This window comes from Nitrosomonas sp. Nm84 (assembly GCF_003201565.1).
In the GTDB taxonomy this organism is placed as follows: Bacteria; Pseudomonadota; Gammaproteobacteria; order Burkholderiales; family Nitrosomonadaceae; genus Nitrosomonas.
Genome location: NZ_QJJP01000012.1, coordinates 41,723 through 60,002 on the forward strand (window position 1 = coordinate 41,723; position 18,280 = coordinate 60,002).

The following is an 18,280-nucleotide window of genomic DNA, read 5'->3' on the forward strand; positions in this document are numbered from 1 at the left end:
TTAAACCACCATTAAAATGAACATTAACTGGATTTTACAGGGTTTTTTGTACGGCGCGAAAGCGCGGACATCAATCCGATACACACCAGCAAGCCGGCCAGTCCAAGCACCGGGTAATTGCCGGCACGCACATACGGTGTGGCGCCGCTGAAACCTTGCGCTAGTCCGCGCAGCGCTGCAGTAGTGAAAATTTCGATGGTTTGCAATACTCTGCCGCGCTCGTCGATAATCGCCGTCACACCGGTGTTGGTGGCGCGCAACATATAGCGTCCGGTTTCCAATGCGCGCATTTGCGAAATCTGCAGATGCTGCTGCGGCCCGATCGAGCGCCCGAACCAGGCATCATTGCTGACATTGACCAACATGGTTGCCTGTGGCAATTGATAAATAATCTCTTCGCCAAATACATCTTCGTAACAGATATTGATGGCAACCCGTTGTCCCGCTAGATCCATCGGCTGCTGATCCAAACTGCCGCGTGAAAAATCGGATAACGGAATTTGCAGCACCTGAATCACCCAGCCAAAGATGGGTTTCAACGGGATAAATTCACCAAAAGGCACCAGGTGGTGTTTGCGATAGCGCTGTTCCGGCGCGGAACCATAACTGAACATGGTGTTGTAATAGTCGTCACTGCCATCAACGGTGCGCTCAGCCAGACCAATCAGAACATCACCATCATTGTTTCTGGCATGTGCGGCAAGATGAGACAAATAGGATTGTGGCATGACGTCGCTGAAAAGCGGAATGGAAATTTCCGGTGTCACAATGAGTCGACTATCGCTTTCCAAAATCAACTTGGCATAAGTTTCCATGGAATTCTCGAGATGATCTTCACGCCATTTCATATCCTGTGCGATATTGCCTTGCAGCAGACTCACCGTGATCGGCTCTCCCTCAGGTTTTACCCACTCGATCGCTTGTAAACCAAAACCACCGAGCCAAATCAAAACGAATGGCAATCCATAACGCCATTTCCTGAAACCTGTTTCCGTCCAAAGAAAAAGCAACGCCGCGCTGAGTATCAACACCATCGAAATACCATACACACCGATGATGGGTGCAAAACCTGCCAACGGACTGAATGGCGCCTGTGAATAGCCGAGCGCCAGCCATGGAAAGCCGGTAAATAGATAACCGCGTAGCCATTCAAACAGCATCCATAGCGCAGCGGCGACCGCTGCCCAGATGAGCGGTGATGTGAGCCGCAGCTTGGCTAATATCCAAACACTCAAAGCCGGGAATAGCGATAGATAAGCGCATAGTACGATCAGCGCAATCACCGCGATGGGCATCGGCATGGCACCAAAATCATGCAGGCTGACATAGATCCAGGTTACTCCCGCACAAAATAATCCCATGCCAAAACAAAACCCAAGCAAGGCTGCGCGCATAGGGGAGCGGCTTCTATGGCAAAATCCCAACAGCACGGCCAGCGTGATGATCGGTACCGGAAACAGATAAAATGGCGCAAAACCGAGCACGGTCAGCATGCCCAGTAAAAAAACAATGATCAGATGAATGCTATACAGATTTTTCAAGCGAACCCGCGAGATGACTTAATGGATAAAAAGAGTGAACAAGGTACAAAGCAGTCGATAGAATAAGTGCAACGTGCAGTATGAGTTATGTGAACTTTCATGATCTGATGCTATTCTCATCCTTTCTTATCATAAATTAATTAATGACTGCTTTGCGCGCAATTCTAACATTGCTTAGCGTGGTGACATAAAATACTACAAGCGCTAAATAATTATTTATTCACTTTATTGTCGGTATAAAAGTAGAATATGCGCATTGATGATGATAAAAATCTACCTACGGGTGCAAAGATCAAGCGGTGAAAAATGATATTAAGTAATTTAATTTCATAGTTCTTTCAAGTATCGCGGAATAGTTGTATCTTTTATCTTATATTTGGAACCAATTGGATTTTTCATGAAATTTAGAATTCTATGCGTGTTACTGCTGCTTGGATTGACTGCCTGCGCGCAGATTCCAAACAAAGAAGGAGTAGAGGAAACAGGAGAATCCACTGAGCAGGAACAAGAAGAAATCAATCCGCTCAATTTACCCAAGCAGGAATTAACCGCACCTATTTTATTTGATTTTTTGGTAGGCGAAACCGCCTTACAGCGCGGCAATCTGGATATTGCCGTTAATCGCTATATCAAGCTGGCCAAGATTACGCGCGATCCTCGGATCGCAAAACGTGCCAGTGAAATTGCTTTGCACGCAGGGAATCCATATGCAGCAGAACAAGCGATCACCATGTGGGTCGCACTTGAGCCCGATTCGGTGGATGCACGCCAAACCATTGCAGCGTTATTGGTCAATCTGGGCAAACTGGATGCAGCACGGCCGCATCTGGAAAAATTACTGGCTTCAGAAAAAGACGGCGTAGGCAATGCATTCATGCAACTTAATCAGCTGTTGTCACGCAACCCCAATAAAGCGGCCACATTACAATTAGTACAGCAACTCGCCCAGCCCTATAAAGATTTACCGGAAATCCATTTTTCAATTTCCCAGGCAGCGTGGTTTGCCAACCAGCATCAGCTAGCGCTGAAAGAAATGCAACGAGCACTGGCGTTACGTCCCGATTGGGAAATCGCCGCGATTCACAATGGAAGAATATTACAGCGTACATCCAATAGTGACGCGAGCGAGTTTTATCATGATTACTTAAAAAAATATCCCGCAGCCAACGAGGCCAGGATTGCTTATACCCGGGTATTAATTAACGACGGTCGTACTGATTTAGCTCGGGAACAGTTGCAATTCTTGCTAGCCAAGAACCCGGAAGATCCTGAAATCATGCTGGCCATTGGATTGCTCGCTACCGAAATGGGCGATTTTGATATCACGGAAACAAGCTTTAAGAAAGCGCTGAGCCTGGGATATAAAGATCCAAACGCTATCCATTTTCATCTAGGACAGGTCTACGAGGAAACAAAGCGCCCCGATGCTGCGATGGAGTCGTATCAAATGGTAAAAAACGGTCCACGCTATTTACCGGCACAAATACGTTACGCAGATTTATTGGCTTCGAAAGGCTATGTGAACGAAGCACGCGAACATTTGCAGAAACTTCCAGCCACCAACGATCAGCAAGCAGCACATTTGATACTGGCAGAAGCGCAAATTTTGCGAAGAACCAGAGCGCATCGGGAGGTATTTAACTTATTGAGTGATGGGTTAAAGAAACTGCCTGATTATCCTGAGTTGCTTTATGATCGGGCTTTAGCAGCGGACAAACTGGGCAAGTTTGCTGTTCTCGAACAAGATCTGCGTAAACTGATAAAACTCAAACCGGACAATGCCCATGCTTACAATGCATTGGGTTATAGTCTCGCTGAGCGTGGCAATCAATTACCGGAAGCTTTGAAATTAATTCGCAAAGCGGTCGAATTGTCTCCGGAAGATCCCTATATTATGGATAGCTTGGGTTGGGTATATTATCGCATGGGTAATTTTACTGAGGGATTGAATTACTTGAATCTGGCTTTCGCTGCTCGCCCTGATCCAGAAATTGCAGCGCATCTGGGAGAAGTACTGTGGATGCAGGGCGCCAAAGAAGATGCTAAAAATATCTGGCGTTTTGCCTTAGAGAAAGACCCGGATAACGAAGTATTGATTGAAACCTTGCAGCGTTTTATTAAAAAGAAAGTGGTGGATTAACGGTTTGAGATGAAGCCGAGCAAAATAACACCATGAGAACAATCATAGTTAACAAGTCAAGCTATAATAAGCACGACAGTATAATTGACCAGCACTATCAATATCATCAATCAACTTTCTATGGTTATCGATAGAATCCTCAGACATGCTTAACACTTCACCCGTACTTGAATTTAAAAGCAGTACCTTCTTTGCACCTATTTTGATTCTTTTCAACAATGACATGGCCGCAATTGAAGAAGCACTGCAGGATAAAATAAGCCTGGCACCGGAGTTTTTTAAAGATTCTCCACTGATTGTCGATTTGCGTGAACTCAACAAACAGAGCCAGGATCTGGATTTTACTCAGATAGTGCAGATATTGCGTAGAGTTGGCTTTTTCCCGATAGGTATTCGCGGCGGTAACGAGCAGCAAAATAAACAGGCGCGAGCATTATCCATTCCGCTTGACACCGTACGCGAGCAAAACAGTTCTATCAATATTGGCGAAACACAAAAACAGGAAACCACGCCACAACCTTCCGTGCAACCGGAAGTGCCCATTGCCCAGGAATCTACAAATCCTATTCCTGCTCCGCCCGCTCCTGCAGCAGCAACACTCGTTACGCAACCGATCCGATCAGGACAACGCATTTATGCATCCGGCGACTTGATCATTCTATCTCAGGTCAGCGCAGGTGCTGAAATAATGGCTGAAGGCAACATACATGTCTATAATACGCTGAGAGGCCGCGCGTTGGCAGGCGTGCATGGCAACACAGCCGCCCGAATATTTTGCTTTGATTTGCAGGCTGAACTTATTTCCATCGCCGGGGATTATAAAACCAGCGAGGATTTAAACAAGCAAACCTACGCAAATCCGGTACAAATATATTTGCAGAACCATGCATTGATCATTAAAGAGATTGCTTAAGACCAAATACGGCAAAGGAGGCTCAATTGGCAAGAATAATCGTCGTGACATCAGGCAAAGGCGGTGTTGGTAAAACCACAACAAGCGCAGCAATCGCCATGGGGTTGGCAAAAGCTGGCCACAAGACTGCTGTGATTGATTTTGATGTGGGACTACGCAATCTGGATTTAATCTTGGGTTGCGAGCGCCGAGTTGTCTATGATTTCATCAATGTCATCAACGGGGAAGCCAGTCTCAATCAGGCACTCATTCGTGATAAGAATTGCAATTTGCTATACATTCTTCCAGCCTCCCAGACGCGCGATAAAGATGCACTGACACAAGAAGGGGTCGGTAAAGTCTTGGATGAATTATCCAAGGAATTTCAATATATTGTTTGCGATTCTCCTGCCGGTATTGAGAAAGGCGCCAATTTGGCACTGTATTTTGCTGATGACGCCTTTGTCGTCACCAATCCAGAAATTTCTTCGGTACGAGACTCGGATCGCATGCTGGGTATTTTATCCAGCAAATCACGTCGAGCGGAGAGAAATGAGGAGCCGATCAAGGAATATTTGTTACTCACCCGATATGATGCTGATCGAGTCAAGTTGGGTGAAATGCTGAGTCTCGAGGATGTTCAAGAAATCCTATCCTTGCATTTGTTAGGTATCATCCCTGAATCAAAATCAGTTTTGTCTGCATCTAATGCCGGCATACCCGTCATTCTCGATGAAAAAAGTGAAGCAGGCCAAGCCTATGCTGATGTCGTCGCGCGATATTTAGGAGAGGAGCGGCCACATCGATTCATTGACGGCAAACAAGGGTTCTTCAGGCGGCTTTTCGGGGGAAGAAAATGAGCTTACTGGATTATTTTAGATCATCCAAACCTAAAACTGCATCGGTTGCTAAAGAACGATTACAAATTCTTGTTGCACATGAGCGTAGTTATCGCAATCAACCTTCCTATTTGCCGCAATTGCAAAAAGAATTGCTGGAAGTTATCCGAAAGTACGTCAACGTGGATCAGGATGCAATATCAGTTAATTTTGAGCAAGATGAGAATCAGGAGACATTAGAGCTGAACATTGTGCTGCCTGATTATCAGCATTCCGATAAGGGACTCAATAATTAGCCTGTGCATATACCTTCACTAGCAGGCCGTTGAGAAACGTTTCGAATCAGCCAGCACAAGGAGAAACAAGTTTGCTATGCGCGACACATGAACATGTTGAGCTTGTTTTAACGCCATAGCGGCGATGTGCAGATCGTTTTTCAATGGCCTGCTGGAAATCGCCGGCTATTTCTGGATCAATTCGGAGAGTTCTAATAGAACAGTGAAAAGCCTTAAATTATTATCGCCCTGGCGGTTTAGCGCCAATCAGCAGATTATCTATGCGGGAATCCTGATATGTAGTGCTTTTCCATGGATTTCCGGTTGTGTTACCCTGACTGATCAAACAACGGCTGACACCACTGTCAAAACCATCCTCATTGAGCCTGCTACCGGTGCTCAAGCTGCTCCAGCCACTGATTTTAATCTGCTCGGCAGAATATCCATTCAAAGCCCGAACCAAAGTTCCTCCGGCAGCTTTCGCTGGCAACATTTAGCAAGCAGCGATGAAATCTTGTTGTTTACACCGCTCGGTCAGGCAGTGGCGGAAATAACCAAAGATCAAGAGGGTGTACGTTTAATCACATCGAAGCTGGAAGCTTTCTATGCCAATGATGTAGAAAGCTTAACAGAAGAAATCTTAGGGTGGCGGTTACCACTCGAAGGCTTGCAATATTGGATACAAGGCATGCACTCACCTGTTACCGCCGCGGAAAAAGATTTGGATAACAAAGATCAGGTGGTAGCTATCCGGCAAGATGGTTGGAAAATTTATTATAGTAATTACACGCCTGCACAGCTAAATCATCCCCTTCTTCCCAGAGTTTTATACCTAACGTATGAAAATCTGAAGATCAAATTGGTCATTGATAATTGGAAAGTTGAATAAATTATTCTTTCACTAAAAACAAAAATTACTACTTATCCATGCATACATTTCCGGCTCCCGCCAAGCTGAATCTTTTTTTACACGTCGTAGGTCGCAGACCGGATGGTTATCATTTATTGCAAACTGTTTTCCGTTTGATAGATTTCTCTGATCAATTAAGTTTTAAGTTACGTACTGATGGCATCATCAAACTGCACAATCCCATTACAGGTGTGCCAGAGAATAAAGACTTATGCGTTCGTGCTGCCACGCTGCTCAAACAAACAACCAATACCCAACAAGGTGTCGATATTTTTCTACAAAAACGGATTCCAATGGGTGGCGGTTTGGGAGGAGGAAGTTCTGATGCAGCGACCACTTTGCTGGCACTCAATCATTTATGGGAGCTGAATCTGAGCAAAGATCACCTGCTCGAATTAGGATTACAACTCGGCGCTGATGTTCCCATATTTATTTTTGGGCAAAATGCGTTTGCAGAAGGCGTTGGCGAAAAACTGACAGCCATTGAATTACCGCCAGCTTGGTACTTAGTGCTTGTACCCTCTGTGCAGGTATCGACCGCGGAAATTTTTGCAAGTAAGGAATTGACACGCAACACATTACCGATCAAAATACCGCCCTTTTCTGTGTGGCAAGGACATAACGACCTGGAATTAGTCGTTTGCCAAACATACCCTGAAATAGCCAGATGTTTGGAGTGGCTAAAGCAGCTAGAAAATACTACAATAGCGGCTATGAGTGGTTCGGGTGCTTGTGTGTTTGCTGAGTTTGAAACAGAGTCAGCAGCACAAAGCGCTTTTGAACAAATTCCTGACAATATGAAAGGCTTTGTAGCAAAAGGATTAGATCTTCATCCGCTACACAGGTTGATGAAATAAAGATTTTGGGGAGTCGCCAAGTGGTAAGGCACCGGATTTTGATTCCGGCATTCGTAGGTTCGATCCCTACCTCCCCAGCCAGTTTTAGTTTAGAGAAAACTTCATTTGATTAATTAGTCAATCTATTTCATTAACAAAATAGATGAATAGCAATACAATCATATTCTAAGCTTCTGTAACGACTCATATTAACAAGAAAAACCAGTGTTCGTCTTTTCCAGCTAATTATTTCAAAGAAACAGCATGTCTTATGACAGTTTGATGGTTTTTACCGGTACTGCCAATCCAAAATTGGCCCAGGATGCTGTAAAGCATCTGAATATCCATCTGGGACGTGCGACTGTCGGTCGTTTCAGTGATGGCGAGATCATGGTGGAAATCCTTGAGAATGTGCGAGGAAAAGACGTTTTTGTATTGCAATCCACCTGCGCACCGACCAATGACAGTCTGATGGAGATATTGGTTATGGTGGATGCGCTGAAGCGTGCCTCAGCCGGTCGCATCACTGCTGCAATTCCTTATTTTGGATATGCACGCCAGGACAGAAGGCCACGCTCTGTTCGTGTGCCAATTACCGCCAAAGTAGTTGCCAATATGCTGACGACCGTTGGCATTGATCGATTGTTGACCATGGACTTGCACTCAGACCAAATTCAGGGTTTTTTTGATATTCCTGTTGATAATATTTATGGTATGCCCATCCTGCTGGGAGATATCTGGAAGCATAATTATCAGAATCTGATGGTTGTATCGCCTGATGTTGGTGGTGTGGTACGCGCCCGGCATTTGGCCAAACGCTTGGAATGCGATCTGGCAATTATCGACAAACGGCGCCCCAAACCCAATGAGGCAAAAGTCATGAACATCATTGGTGAAGTTAAGGATCGCACATGTGTCATCATCGATGACTTGGTAGATACTGCCAACACTTTGTGTGAAGCAGCTAACGCATTAAAGCAACACGGTGCAAAATCAGTGCTAGCTTACTCCACGCACGCGGTATTATCAGGCAATGCAGTGGATCGCATTCAAAACTCGGCACTGGATAAGTTGGTAGTCACCGATACGATACCTTTGCGCGAAGATGCGCTGGCTTGTGATCGCATTTGTCAGTTGAGCATCGCAAATCTGCTGGCGGAAACCATGTTGCGCATTAGCAATGAAAGTTCATTAAGTTCACTATTCATGGAATAAACTGAACCATTTTTTTAACCGATTTGTTTGGTCGCGAACAAATCACAATTATGGAGTATAGCAATGAAAATTGAAATTAGTGCCGATAAGCGCACACTGCAGGGAAAGGGTGCGAGCCGCCGCCTGCGTGGTTCTGGTAAAGTACCAGCAATCATTTATGGCGGTGATCAAGAAGCGCAATCGATTGAAATGGACCATAACGATTTATTTCACAAGCTCAAACTGGAAGCTTTCCACGCATCCATTCTGTCACTCAGTGTTGCAGGAAAAACAGAGCAAGTGTTGCTACGCGATATACAAATGCATCCTTTCAAGCATCAAGTGTTACATGTGGATTTTCAGAGAGTTGATAAGAATAAAAAAATACACATGAAAGTTCCGTTGCACTTTATCAATGCGGAAATTTCTCCCGGTGTAAAAACATCCGGGGGTATTGTCACGCATATCTTGACTGAAGTAGATATCAGTTGTTTGCCGACAGACTTGCCTGAATACATTTCAGTCGATTTAGCCGAACTCACGGCCGGACATACACTGCACTTAAGTGATCTGATATTGCCCGAAGGGGTCGAAATTGTTGCACTGGCAAAAGGCGATAATTCAGCGATTGCAACGATTGTCATTCCACGCTCCGCGCTCTCTGATGAAGCCTCCGCTGAAGAAGCCAGCGCAGAGAAAAAGCCTGATTGATAAAAAAGAACTAATCAATCGCACTCAAAATTCGATAAATCTGCTGGGATTGAACAAATACCGGCAGATTTGTCTTTTGAGCTTATCTCATCAACTGTCTTATCGCATTTCATGAAGCTTATCGTTGGATTAGGCAATCCAGGCAAAGAATATGTTGGCACACGTCACAATGCCGGCTTTGAGTGGATCGATCGATTTGCTGAAATGCTACATGTCACACTTAAACCGGAAATACGGTTTCATGGATTATGTGCACATGTCGATCAAAAAGATACTGATCTATGGTTACTGCAACCGCAAACTTATATGAACGTCAGTGGACGTGCGGTAGTTGCGCTATGTCAATTCTATAAAATCCAGGTTGAAGAAATGATCGTCATCCATGACGAGCTCGATTTACCGCCAGGTATCGTCAAGTTAAAGAAAGGCGGAGGTTTGGGCGGCCACAATGGACTCAAAGACATTGCGGCAAAATTGGGTACGCAGGATTTCTGGCGATTGAGAATAGGTATAGGTCATCCGGGTGATCGTAGCGCAGTGGTCGGTTATGTATTACATCCACCCAGAAAAGAAGAAGCGCAATTAATTGCAGAAGCGATTGAGAGAAGCCTGGAAGTGTGGCCACTCCTTGCTCAAGGCGCTTGTGAAGCAGCCATGTTAAAATTGCACACCAAAACATAAGCGCATATAGAAGCTGTATGCTATTAGTTTGCAAAACTTCATGCCATTGTTCAAACAAATTTTAATGAGAATCAGGTCATGAGTCTGAAATGCGGAATCGTAGGTCTGCCCAATGTAGGCAAATCCACATTGTTTAATGCACTCACCAAAGCAGGGATCGCTGCAGAAAATTATCCTTTTTGTACGATAGATCCCAATATTGGCATTGTTGAAGTGCCGGATCCTCGCTTGCAAAAACTCAGTGAAATCGTCAAACCGCAAAAAGTGCAACCGGCTATCGTCGAATTTGTTGATATTGCTGGGCTAGTGGCTGGCGCATCCAAAGGGGAAGGCCTTGGTAACAAATTCCTTGCCAATATTCGTGAAACGGATGGTATCGTCAATATGGTGCGCTGCTTCGCTGATGACAATGTCGTTCATGTCGCCGGCAAAGTCGACCCGATATCGGATATTGAAGTCATCCAAACCGAACTCTCTCTAGCCGATCTCTCCACCATAGAAAAAGCACTGCAACGCGAATCCAAAGTGGCCAAGTCGGGCAATAAGGAAGCCATCAAATTGTGCGCCTTACTGGAAATGGTGCAAGCGCATCTCGACCGCGGCAAACCAGCCAGAACACTCGGATTGGATAAGGAACAACAACAATTACTGCAACCACTTTGTTTGCTAACCGCAAAACCGGCTATTTACGTAGCCAATGTGAGCGATAACGGTTTTGAAAATAATCCATTATTAACACGCGTAAAGGAATATGCAGCGAGCGAAAATGCACCGGTAGTCGCCATATGCGCAGCACTTGAGGCAGAAATTGCAGAGTTGCCTGATGAAGATAAGCAAATCTTTTTAGCGGATCTTAACCTAGAAGAGCCCGGACTCAACCGATTGGTGCGTGCGGGCTATGAATTGCTTGGGTTGCAAACCTACTTTACCGCCGGCGTCAAAGAAGTCAGAGCATGGACCATCCATAAAGGTGATACTGCACCGCAAGCCGCTGCTGTTATTCATACTGATTTTGAGAAAGGCTTTATTCGCGCTGAAGTGATCAGTTATGAGGATTTTATCGCTTGTAATGGCGAGCAAGGCGCCAAGGAAGCCGGCAAGATGCGCCTGGAAGGAAAAGAATATATCGTCAAGGACGGCGATGTGATGCACTTCCGGTTTAATGTCTGATCCATATGTCACAAAAAATTGAAATTTGCGACATATTCGATTGACCTGTCGTAGCGAACGACATAAGGACTTGCAACTTGCCGGATTTAGAATCTGGCTGAAACTAACGCGGGAAGATAACACCGCCACCGCTTATGTTTCTAGATTTGTTTACAATAAAAAGAACTATCCATAAGGTGAGAATGAAGGGAGAGGCCAGAACCGGAAGACCTAATGGCGATAGCAAGCTCGTCAATCCCGCTTGACAAAGCACGGTTAAAATACTGGCCAGAATAGCTAGTAGAGTAGTTCTGCTGTTGTGTGCAAAAAAAACCCAACCCACTGCAATCATGGTCAAAATCGGATTAAATCCATATAGCCCTGTTTCAATGACACTTTGGTTGACGCCAATCAGCATTGGCATGATAACCCCAATGAAAGCGCCGCCAATAACCATAAGTGCGCCGCGTAAAGTAGTAATGGTGATCGCAGCCAAAAGTAAGCCACCAGAAAATAGGTTGTCAGTAAAAACAATCTGACCGATACCTCTTATCAGCGCAGTAAACCATGTTTCCAGCGAGAGAGCGCCAATGTCTATTGCAACTGGCTGCGTGCTCGCTATTGGTAATATCGAACCAAGAGCATGGTTATCAAATGCATAGATCAACATCAGGAATATCCAGCTAATGAGAACGAATGGCGAGGTTGCTGCGGGAATATTAAGCGCCTGCAATGTTCTTGTCAGAGCAACCCATAGGATGCTCGATAGCATGGATGCAAATACGACATAGAACCAAAACAGAGGCGTATGCTCGAGAAATATTGATAAGCAGGCTCCCGCCAACACACCATTGAAGCCACACAATCCCACTTCAATATCTTTTTTTTCAAACTTGAAAGTATAAGCGGCCACGGTACTGCTGATTAAGCCGATAGTTGCCGCCAACCCGGTGATTATTCCGCCAGTATAGAATGCCGCCAGTACGATCAGTCCAGTAGCGGCATTATCACAAAAAACCACCTGTCCAGCGCCTCTTAGCAACACTCGCAGAAACCCCGGTAATATCTTGTCAAAATTTAGTAGCCAGCTCAAGATGATTTCCTTTCTTAAAGTGGATCTACATTTATCTTCATTTTTCGATACAAGAAACATTAGTACTGCGTAGAATGTCTTCGGCAGCCAATCGTCCAATATGGGCGATATCGCCTTTACCCGTCACCATTGCGGTTACGATAGTACCGTCGATCAGGAGGCTCAATTTCTCCGCTACCAACTCGGGATCTTTCGCGCCACTTTCCATAACCATCGCTTGCAACCTGGCGTTAATTTTCTCTCTGTGCTGATTGGCAATCTCCTGTATCCAGCTATTACCTTTGTCATGTTCAGCAACCGCATTGATAAATACGCAACCGTAAAAATCTTTGCTGGCAAACCAGCTTTGCATCAAATCGAACACAGCCAAGATACGTTCGATGGGAGAACATTGCATAGCAGGAAGATCACGATCGAACCAGCAAAACCAGATGCTTGCCTCAGCTTCAAAGACAGCTTTGAGCAGGTTTTCCTTCGAACCAAAATGTAGATAAAGGGTACGACGAGCTACTCCTGATTCTTCGATAATCCTGGCGATTCCAGTGGCATGAATACCTTCTTTGCAAAACAACCGGCAAGCTGTACTCAGTAATTTTCTTTTACTGGTTTCTTTTCTTGAATTGTTTTTTGAGCGTTGTTGCATTCCGGGATATAACATGACTAAACTCGAGCGCATATTTCTCTTTCAGAGCGAGGGAGCAATATGATTAAAAGCTTTCATTATCGTCCTTCTTCCAGTTGTTTTTTGATTTTTTTGGCGATTCTTTCAGCTTCAAGGCGAATTTCCCGCAATAGTCCACTTAGCGGATTGATTTGTCCAATGAAATAAAGGCGTGGAGCATCTTTGTGTTCCTGATCTCCCGAAATAAGCGACCGATCTTTTTCGTCAGCAATACCAGGGACTTGAACCAGTTTAGAAATACCGGTTCGGAATCCTGTTCCTGCGATGATGACATCGGGTTCCAGTGCAATCAATGTGTGCTCATTATTCGGAGAAGCTCTCATGGCATACTGGGCTTGTACTGTTCGCCCGGTAATTTCCTGTATCGGCCCCACAATTTTAATCCGACCCGTACGGACATCATCAACAAAAGGACGATAAAGAATCGGCACGACATTGTTTATATCGAATTGTTTGGAAAGTGGCAGGCTCGGATAGGGAAGACCGTAAGCACTCAAATCCCCGATCACTGTTCGTTGCAGAAAGCTCAATATGCGATCCACCGCAGCGCTGGGCCAGCTCCTTGTCCATACGCCGATTCCAATCAATGGGATACCGAAAATACTTTTAGGCAGGATATGAGGGGGCGTCCTACCTGATACGGTGACTGAGCTAGCGTACTCGGTTAACCTACTGGCAATTTCGGCAGCGGAGTTTCCCGTGCCTATTACCAGTACATGCTTGCCGGAAAAATCTTTGGCACTCTTAAATTTCGAAGAATGGATGATCTCACCTGGAAAGGATTCTGCCCCATCCCATTTAGGAATTATCGGAATGCGGCACCCACCAATTGCCATGACAACACTGCGAGATTCAAAGTGTTTACCATCGCTACCGGTAATAATCCAGAGATCTCGTTCACGATCATAGTTAACTTGCGCAATGTCAATGTTGGTTTGAACCGAAAACCCTCCACGAGCAGGAAAAGTCTCCAAAAGACGCACCACTTCTTCACGCGAAGGCCAAGACCCTGCAGAAAGGGGAAATTTGCTACCTGCTAATGCAGAGAAATAACGACCGGAATTCAGGCGCACGCCATCATAATGGTTACGCCAGACATCTCCCACTGCTGGCGTACGTTCCAACACTAATGGATTTAAACCTGCCCTAGTCAACTCAAACGCAGCCGATAATCCCGCTGGACCTGCACCAACCACGACTACGTCATGTATATCATCATTTTTCATAATCAATATTGTGGGGAATCATAAACAATGCACAAAACCGTGCATCACATAGTCAGAGCAATATGCTTCAACACAAAAGATTTCCTGAAAAACCTGGCGATTGCATGATGCACTCAGGATGGGTGCATCGCTTTCTCTTCGAGATGGTGGGCAATTTCGACTTTGATGGGCACTGGCCGCATGATCGTGTCAGGAATGGGTGCGGCAGGAAATGCTTTTTCCATAAGCTCAGTCACTTTTTCTGTTGGAGCGTCGGTCTGTATATCGACCGCGATCTTAATCGCCTCATAGCCAGGTGCGCCAGCCTCCAAACCAAAAGCGGTTAGAAAATTGACACGACCTGAAACATTTATCCGTAGGAATCCCACATTGATGCGGGCGGCGGATAATGCAGCAATATAAGTATTGACTAGACAGGAACCAACGGCAGCCAACAATAAATCTTCTGGCGTAACACCCACCTCTTCGCCGCCATATCGCTTGGGCTCATCGGAAATGATCGATTGACCATCGGTGACACACGCCGTGCTGTGATAGCCGCTATCCCAAACTACCGTTGTCTGGAATCTCGGGTTAGCGATGTCGCCTTGGCTATCCGCTTTGATTGAATCAAGAACCTCTCGCATTCGATTGAAGTCGAGTCCGTTCACAGTAATATCATTCGTCGAATTAATCATAGCTAAATCTCCGTGATAAGTATGGATGATGAAAGCCGATCTTCCATCTATCCCTCAAATATATCCAATTAATCACCATTCTAGTACATTTCTTAAAGAAAGCATACCGATCGGTCTATATTAAATATAATCATTGAGACTATTCGGTTCTGTTGCGGATTCTTGAAAGTCCAATACTGGAATTCAGGTAAACTTTCTGCAAAAAAATTAAGAGATAGAGGCGCTATTGCGCCATTTCTTGGTAGAACGTCTAGCAGCGTTAAAAACTTTCCGACGACTTGGCCTTCGAAGCGATGGGCAATCCGCGCTACCCGATGGAATTGTTCATGCGCGTTATCACCGTGAACCTGGAAACGATGAAAAATCATCAATGGCTTGTCACCATTGGAAATCGCTTAGGAAATGCTAAATAACCCGCATTTGTCATTCCGAACGCAGTGAGAAATCTGTAGTAATCAATGCAAAAGATTTCTCGCTCTTACTCGGAATAACACTTGTTTTGGACTTCTTTAAGTCGCCACAATCACCCGCACGGCATCGAGACGCAGATTGCTTGATTTTAGTGCGTCTGTCAGTTGCTGAAATTGTTGTTCAAAGAATTGAATTTCTTCTTCACGCACATTCGGATTGACTTGTTGCAAGGCTTTGAGGCGTTCGATTTCCGGAATGAAGGTTTGTTGGATGCGCGCTTCCGCCTCAGCGATGAGTTGTGGTGCCTGCATTGCGGCTGCCTGTTCGCTCGCTGTCAGTAGCTCGCGGATCACGTCTTCTTTCAGTTGAATCACTTGCTTGGCGATGGCTGCCGCAACTGGTTGCAGGTGTTGATTAACCGATTCGCGGTCGAGATAAGGATAGTCGCCGCTGCCTTGCTCATCGAGCACAATTCGAATCACGGCGCGCGGTAAATAGCGGTTGCCTTGCTGCATACCTTGCCCGCCCGCCTCCAGCACGAACAGGCTTTCCAAAAATAAGGTGCCCGGTTGTACCTTTTTATGTTTCATGGCAGAAACCACTGCGTTACCGGTTTCATGATTCAGAATTCGTTCCATCGCGTGGATGACCATCGGATGTTCCCACGTCAGGAAATACATATCTTCATTGGCGAGCGCAACATTCCTAGCATACGTAATCACCGAACCTTCGTCCATTAAACCGGGAAACGGCATACTCATGTGCTCGCTCGGTTCGATCAAATAACTGCCGGCACGGTGTTCTTCGACATGCACGCCGCAACAGTCAAAAACCGTTTCCATATAGTGCGGCAGTACGGGATCGTCATCCTGAGCGCACGCTTCTTGGTACAGTCTTTCCGATATAGCAGGACGGAAAGAGTTATATTCCAGCAATTTATCGCGCCCACGTTCTAATGCTTCATTAAGTGACTGATTAGCAGATTGTGTGACAGTGATTAGATCTGACAACGTATCATCGTGGGTTTTGCGCTGGTGCAGCGCAGCAATAAGCACGTCTTGCGTTTGCATAAAGACAGTTTGGCCCGCCGGGCAGGTTTTCTCAAACGCATTCAATCCCTCGTGGTACCAATGGAACATGACCGCCAATGCACTATCCTCCAGATAAGGAACATAGATATTGATGGTATCAGTCTGGCCGATACGATCCAATCGGCCTATGCGCTGCTCCAGCAAATCAGGATTGAGCGGCAAATCAAATAAGACCAGGTGATGGGAAAACTGAAAATTGCGCCCTTCGCTGCCAATTTCCGAGCAAATCAATACCTGCCCTCCAATATCCTTATCAGCAAAATAGGCCGCTGCACGGTCACGCTCAATCAAGCTCATACTCTCATGAAATACCGGTATATATTGACCAGTCAGAATCTTGAGTGCTTGAGCGATATCCCGGGCGGTTTGCGCATTAGCGGTAATAACCAACACTTTTTCCGGTTTCAACTGTTTGAGCGTAACAGTTAACCAGTGAATACGCGGATCTACGTCTGTCCAATAGGGATCTTCCGGCTCGGCTCTGACTTGGTAAAGTAATTCGGGACACAACAACAATTGGGGTTTTGACAGATTTGTTGTTTCAAAGGTGGTCAAACATTGCTGATATTGTGCGGGTAACGCCAAAGAAACAGCATTGAGTTTGCGCTCAGGAAATCCTTTAATCGCCGCACGCGTATTACGAAATAATATGCGGCCGGTTCCATGCCTATCCAGCAATAATTCAGCCAGCATTTTTCTTGCTCGCCAACTTTGTCCCTCATCTGCTTCCTGGCTTTGTAGCTGCGCAAGTAATTCTTTGCATTGCGCGGAATCGACTGTCGAGATAATCATCTGTGTGATTGCGTCACTCAGCTTCTGGCCTTCCAATAACGCTTCGACTGCTTTAGCAATCGGTTCATAGGATTGTTCTTCAGCAACAAAAGCCGCAAAGCTATTGAAGCGATCCGGATCAAGCAAGCGCAGACGCGCAAAATGACTGGCTTTACCTAATTGCTCCGGGGTCGCTGTCAATAGCAGCACACCCTTGATACGGGCTGCCAGTTGCTCAATCATGGCATACTCCGGACTGACCTCCTGTTCAGACCAGCGTAAATGATGCGCTTCATCGACCACCAACAAGTCCCAATTACCTGTCAATGCGGCCTGAAATCGTTTTGGGTTTTGACACAGAAAATTCAAGCTGCAAAGTATGAGTTGTTCGCTATGAAATGGATTCTCCCACTCATCGCCTTCTTCCAATGATTGGCAGCGCGCTTCATCAAATATGCTGAATTGCAGATTGAAACGCCGCAACATTTCCACCAACCATTGGTGTATCAATGTTTCTGGAACCACAATGAGTATGCGCTTGACACGTTCTGTCAACAATTGCTGGTGTAGTATCAATCCCGCTTCAATGGTTTTTCCCAATCCCACTTCATCCGCCAGTAAAACACGGGGCGCATAACGACGCGCAACTTCATGCGCAATATAGAGTTGATGCGGAATCAGGCTGGTACGAGTACCGATCAGTCCGTATAGCGGCGCGTTTGCCAGTTGATTACGTATCAGCAAGGTTTGATAGCGAATCCGGAACCATTTGTCCTGATCAAACTGGCCGGTAAATAAGCGTTCTGCCGGACGATTCAATTGCAGATGGTGTGCTAGCTGTTCTTCGGCGAGTTCAAGCCAATCTCCACTCTCACTGGTGCCGGAATAGACAACCAGGCCATCATGCTCATCCACCTGCTCGATTTTCAATGAAATGCCGTCATGGCTACTGACGACATCTCCCACCTTGAAAACAACACGTGTCAACGGCGCTGAAAGTCTGGCGTATGAGCGAGTTTCATTCACCGCCCCAAAAGCGATACTGATTGCTCTATGTTCAACATTCTGGACTGTACCTAGACCCAGTTGTAAATCAGCATCGCAAATCCAACGTTGACCCGGCTTAAAATCGTGCATGTATTACTTTGGCTGTGTAATTGA

16 protein-coding genes and 1 tRNA gene are annotated in these 18,280 nt (G+C 45.6%); 11 read left to right on the top strand and 6 right to left on the bottom strand.

All coding sequences use genetic code 11. The annotated features are described in order from the left end of the window. Positions 1-23 precede the first annotated feature (23 nt). Complete coding sequence (lnt, locus tag C8R34_RS07890; RefSeq protein WP_110339640.1) at positions 24-1,493, bottom strand: apolipoprotein N-acyltransferase; 1,470 nt, start codon at positions 1,491-1,493, stop codon at positions 24-26. A 445-nt stretch (positions 1,494-1,938) separates the two neighbouring features. Here lnt and C8R34_RS07895 point away from each other — a divergent pair, with 445 nt between their 5' ends. From C8R34_RS07895 to ychF, 11 genes are all read left to right on the top strand, one after another. Then, positions 1,939-3,681: a tetratricopeptide repeat protein gene (locus tag C8R34_RS07895; RefSeq protein WP_110339556.1), complete on the top strand. Its 1,743-nt coding sequence runs from the start codon at positions 1,939-1,941 to the stop codon at positions 3,679-3,681. A gap of 145 nt (positions 3,682-3,826) precedes the next feature. After that, positions 3,827-4,594 (top strand): septum site-determining protein MinC, encoded by a 768-nt coding sequence (gene minC / locus C8R34_RS07900; RefSeq protein ID WP_110339558.1) that lies wholly within the window; start codon positions 3,827-3,829, stop codon positions 4,592-4,594. Between the two features lie 26 nt (positions 4,595-4,620). Next, entirely contained in the window at positions 4,621-5,433 is an 813-nt protein-coding gene (minD, locus tag C8R34_RS07905; protein WP_110339560.1) for a septum site-determining protein MinD, read from the top strand. Continuing rightward, positions 5,430-5,708, top strand: a complete 279-nt coding sequence (minE, locus tag C8R34_RS07910; RefSeq protein WP_110339562.1) for a cell division topological specificity factor MinE — start codon at positions 5,430-5,432, stop codon at positions 5,706-5,708. The genes minD and minE overlap by 4 nt, the downstream gene beginning before the upstream one ends. Positions 5,709-5,832: 124 nt before the next feature. Then, positions 5,833-6,576 (top strand): lipoprotein insertase outer membrane protein LolB, encoded by a 744-nt coding sequence (gene lolB / locus C8R34_RS07915; protein ID WP_110339564.1) that lies wholly within the window; start codon positions 5,833-5,835, stop codon positions 6,574-6,576. Between the two features lie 38 nt (positions 6,577-6,614). Then, complete coding sequence (gene ispE / locus C8R34_RS07920) at positions 6,615-7,454, top strand: 4-(cytidine 5'-diphospho)-2-C-methyl-D-erythritol kinase (protein ID WP_110339566.1); 840 nt, start codon at positions 6,615-6,617, stop codon at positions 7,452-7,454. Between the two features lie 6 nt (positions 7,455-7,460). Continuing rightward, positions 7,461-7,535 (top strand) — tRNA-Gln (locus tag C8R34_RS07925). A 162-nt stretch (positions 7,536-7,697) separates the two neighbouring features. After that, positions 7,698-8,648: a ribose-phosphate pyrophosphokinase gene (locus C8R34_RS07930; RefSeq protein WP_110339568.1), complete on the top strand. Its 951-nt coding sequence runs from the start codon at positions 7,698-7,700 to the stop codon at positions 8,646-8,648. A 63-nt stretch (positions 8,649-8,711) separates the two neighbouring features. Further along, a complete protein-coding gene (locus C8R34_RS07935) occupies positions 8,712-9,338 on the top strand; it encodes a 50S ribosomal protein L25/general stress protein Ctc (RefSeq protein WP_110339570.1) in 627 nt (208 codons plus the stop codon). 111 nt (positions 9,339-9,449) lie between these two features. Beyond that, positions 9,450-10,019: an aminoacyl-tRNA hydrolase gene (gene pth / locus C8R34_RS07940; RefSeq protein ID WP_110339572.1), complete on the top strand. Its 570-nt coding sequence runs from the start codon at positions 9,450-9,452 to the stop codon at positions 10,017-10,019. Positions 10,020-10,097: 78 nt separating this feature from the next. Beyond that, a complete protein-coding gene (ychF, locus tag C8R34_RS07945) occupies positions 10,098-11,189 on the top strand; it encodes a redox-regulated ATPase YchF (protein WP_110339574.1) in 1,092 nt (363 codons plus the stop codon). Positions 11,190-11,292: 103 nt separating this feature from the next. Here ychF and yut read toward each other — a convergent pair whose 3' ends face one another. From yut to rapA, 5 genes are all read right to left on the bottom strand, one after another. After that, positions 11,293-12,261 (bottom strand): urea transporter, encoded by a 969-nt coding sequence (yut, locus tag C8R34_RS07950; RefSeq protein ID WP_110339642.1) that lies wholly within the window; start codon positions 12,259-12,261, stop codon positions 11,293-11,295. Positions 12,262-12,298: 37 nt separating this feature from the next. Further along, on the bottom strand, positions 12,299-12,937 hold the full coding sequence (locus tag C8R34_RS07955; RefSeq protein WP_258364423.1) for a TetR/AcrR family transcriptional regulator: 639 nt from the start codon (positions 12,935-12,937) through the stop codon (positions 12,299-12,301). 44 nt (positions 12,938-12,981) lie between these two features. After that, positions 12,982-14,169, bottom strand: coding sequence for an NAD(P)/FAD-dependent oxidoreductase (locus tag C8R34_RS07960; protein WP_110339576.1), 1,188 nt, complete (start codon positions 14,167-14,169; stop codon positions 12,982-12,984). A 113-nt stretch (positions 14,170-14,282) separates the two neighbouring features. After that, positions 14,283-14,846, bottom strand: a complete 564-nt coding sequence (locus C8R34_RS07965; protein ID WP_110339578.1) for an OsmC family protein — start codon at positions 14,844-14,846, stop codon at positions 14,283-14,285. Between the two features lie 509 nt (positions 14,847-15,355). After that, positions 15,356-18,256 carry an RNA polymerase-associated protein RapA gene (gene rapA, locus C8R34_RS07970; RefSeq protein WP_110339580.1) on the bottom strand — a complete coding sequence of 967 codons (2,901 nt, stop codon included), beginning with the start codon at positions 18,254-18,256 and terminating at the stop codon, positions 15,356-15,358. Positions 18,257-18,280 lie beyond the last annotated feature (24 nt).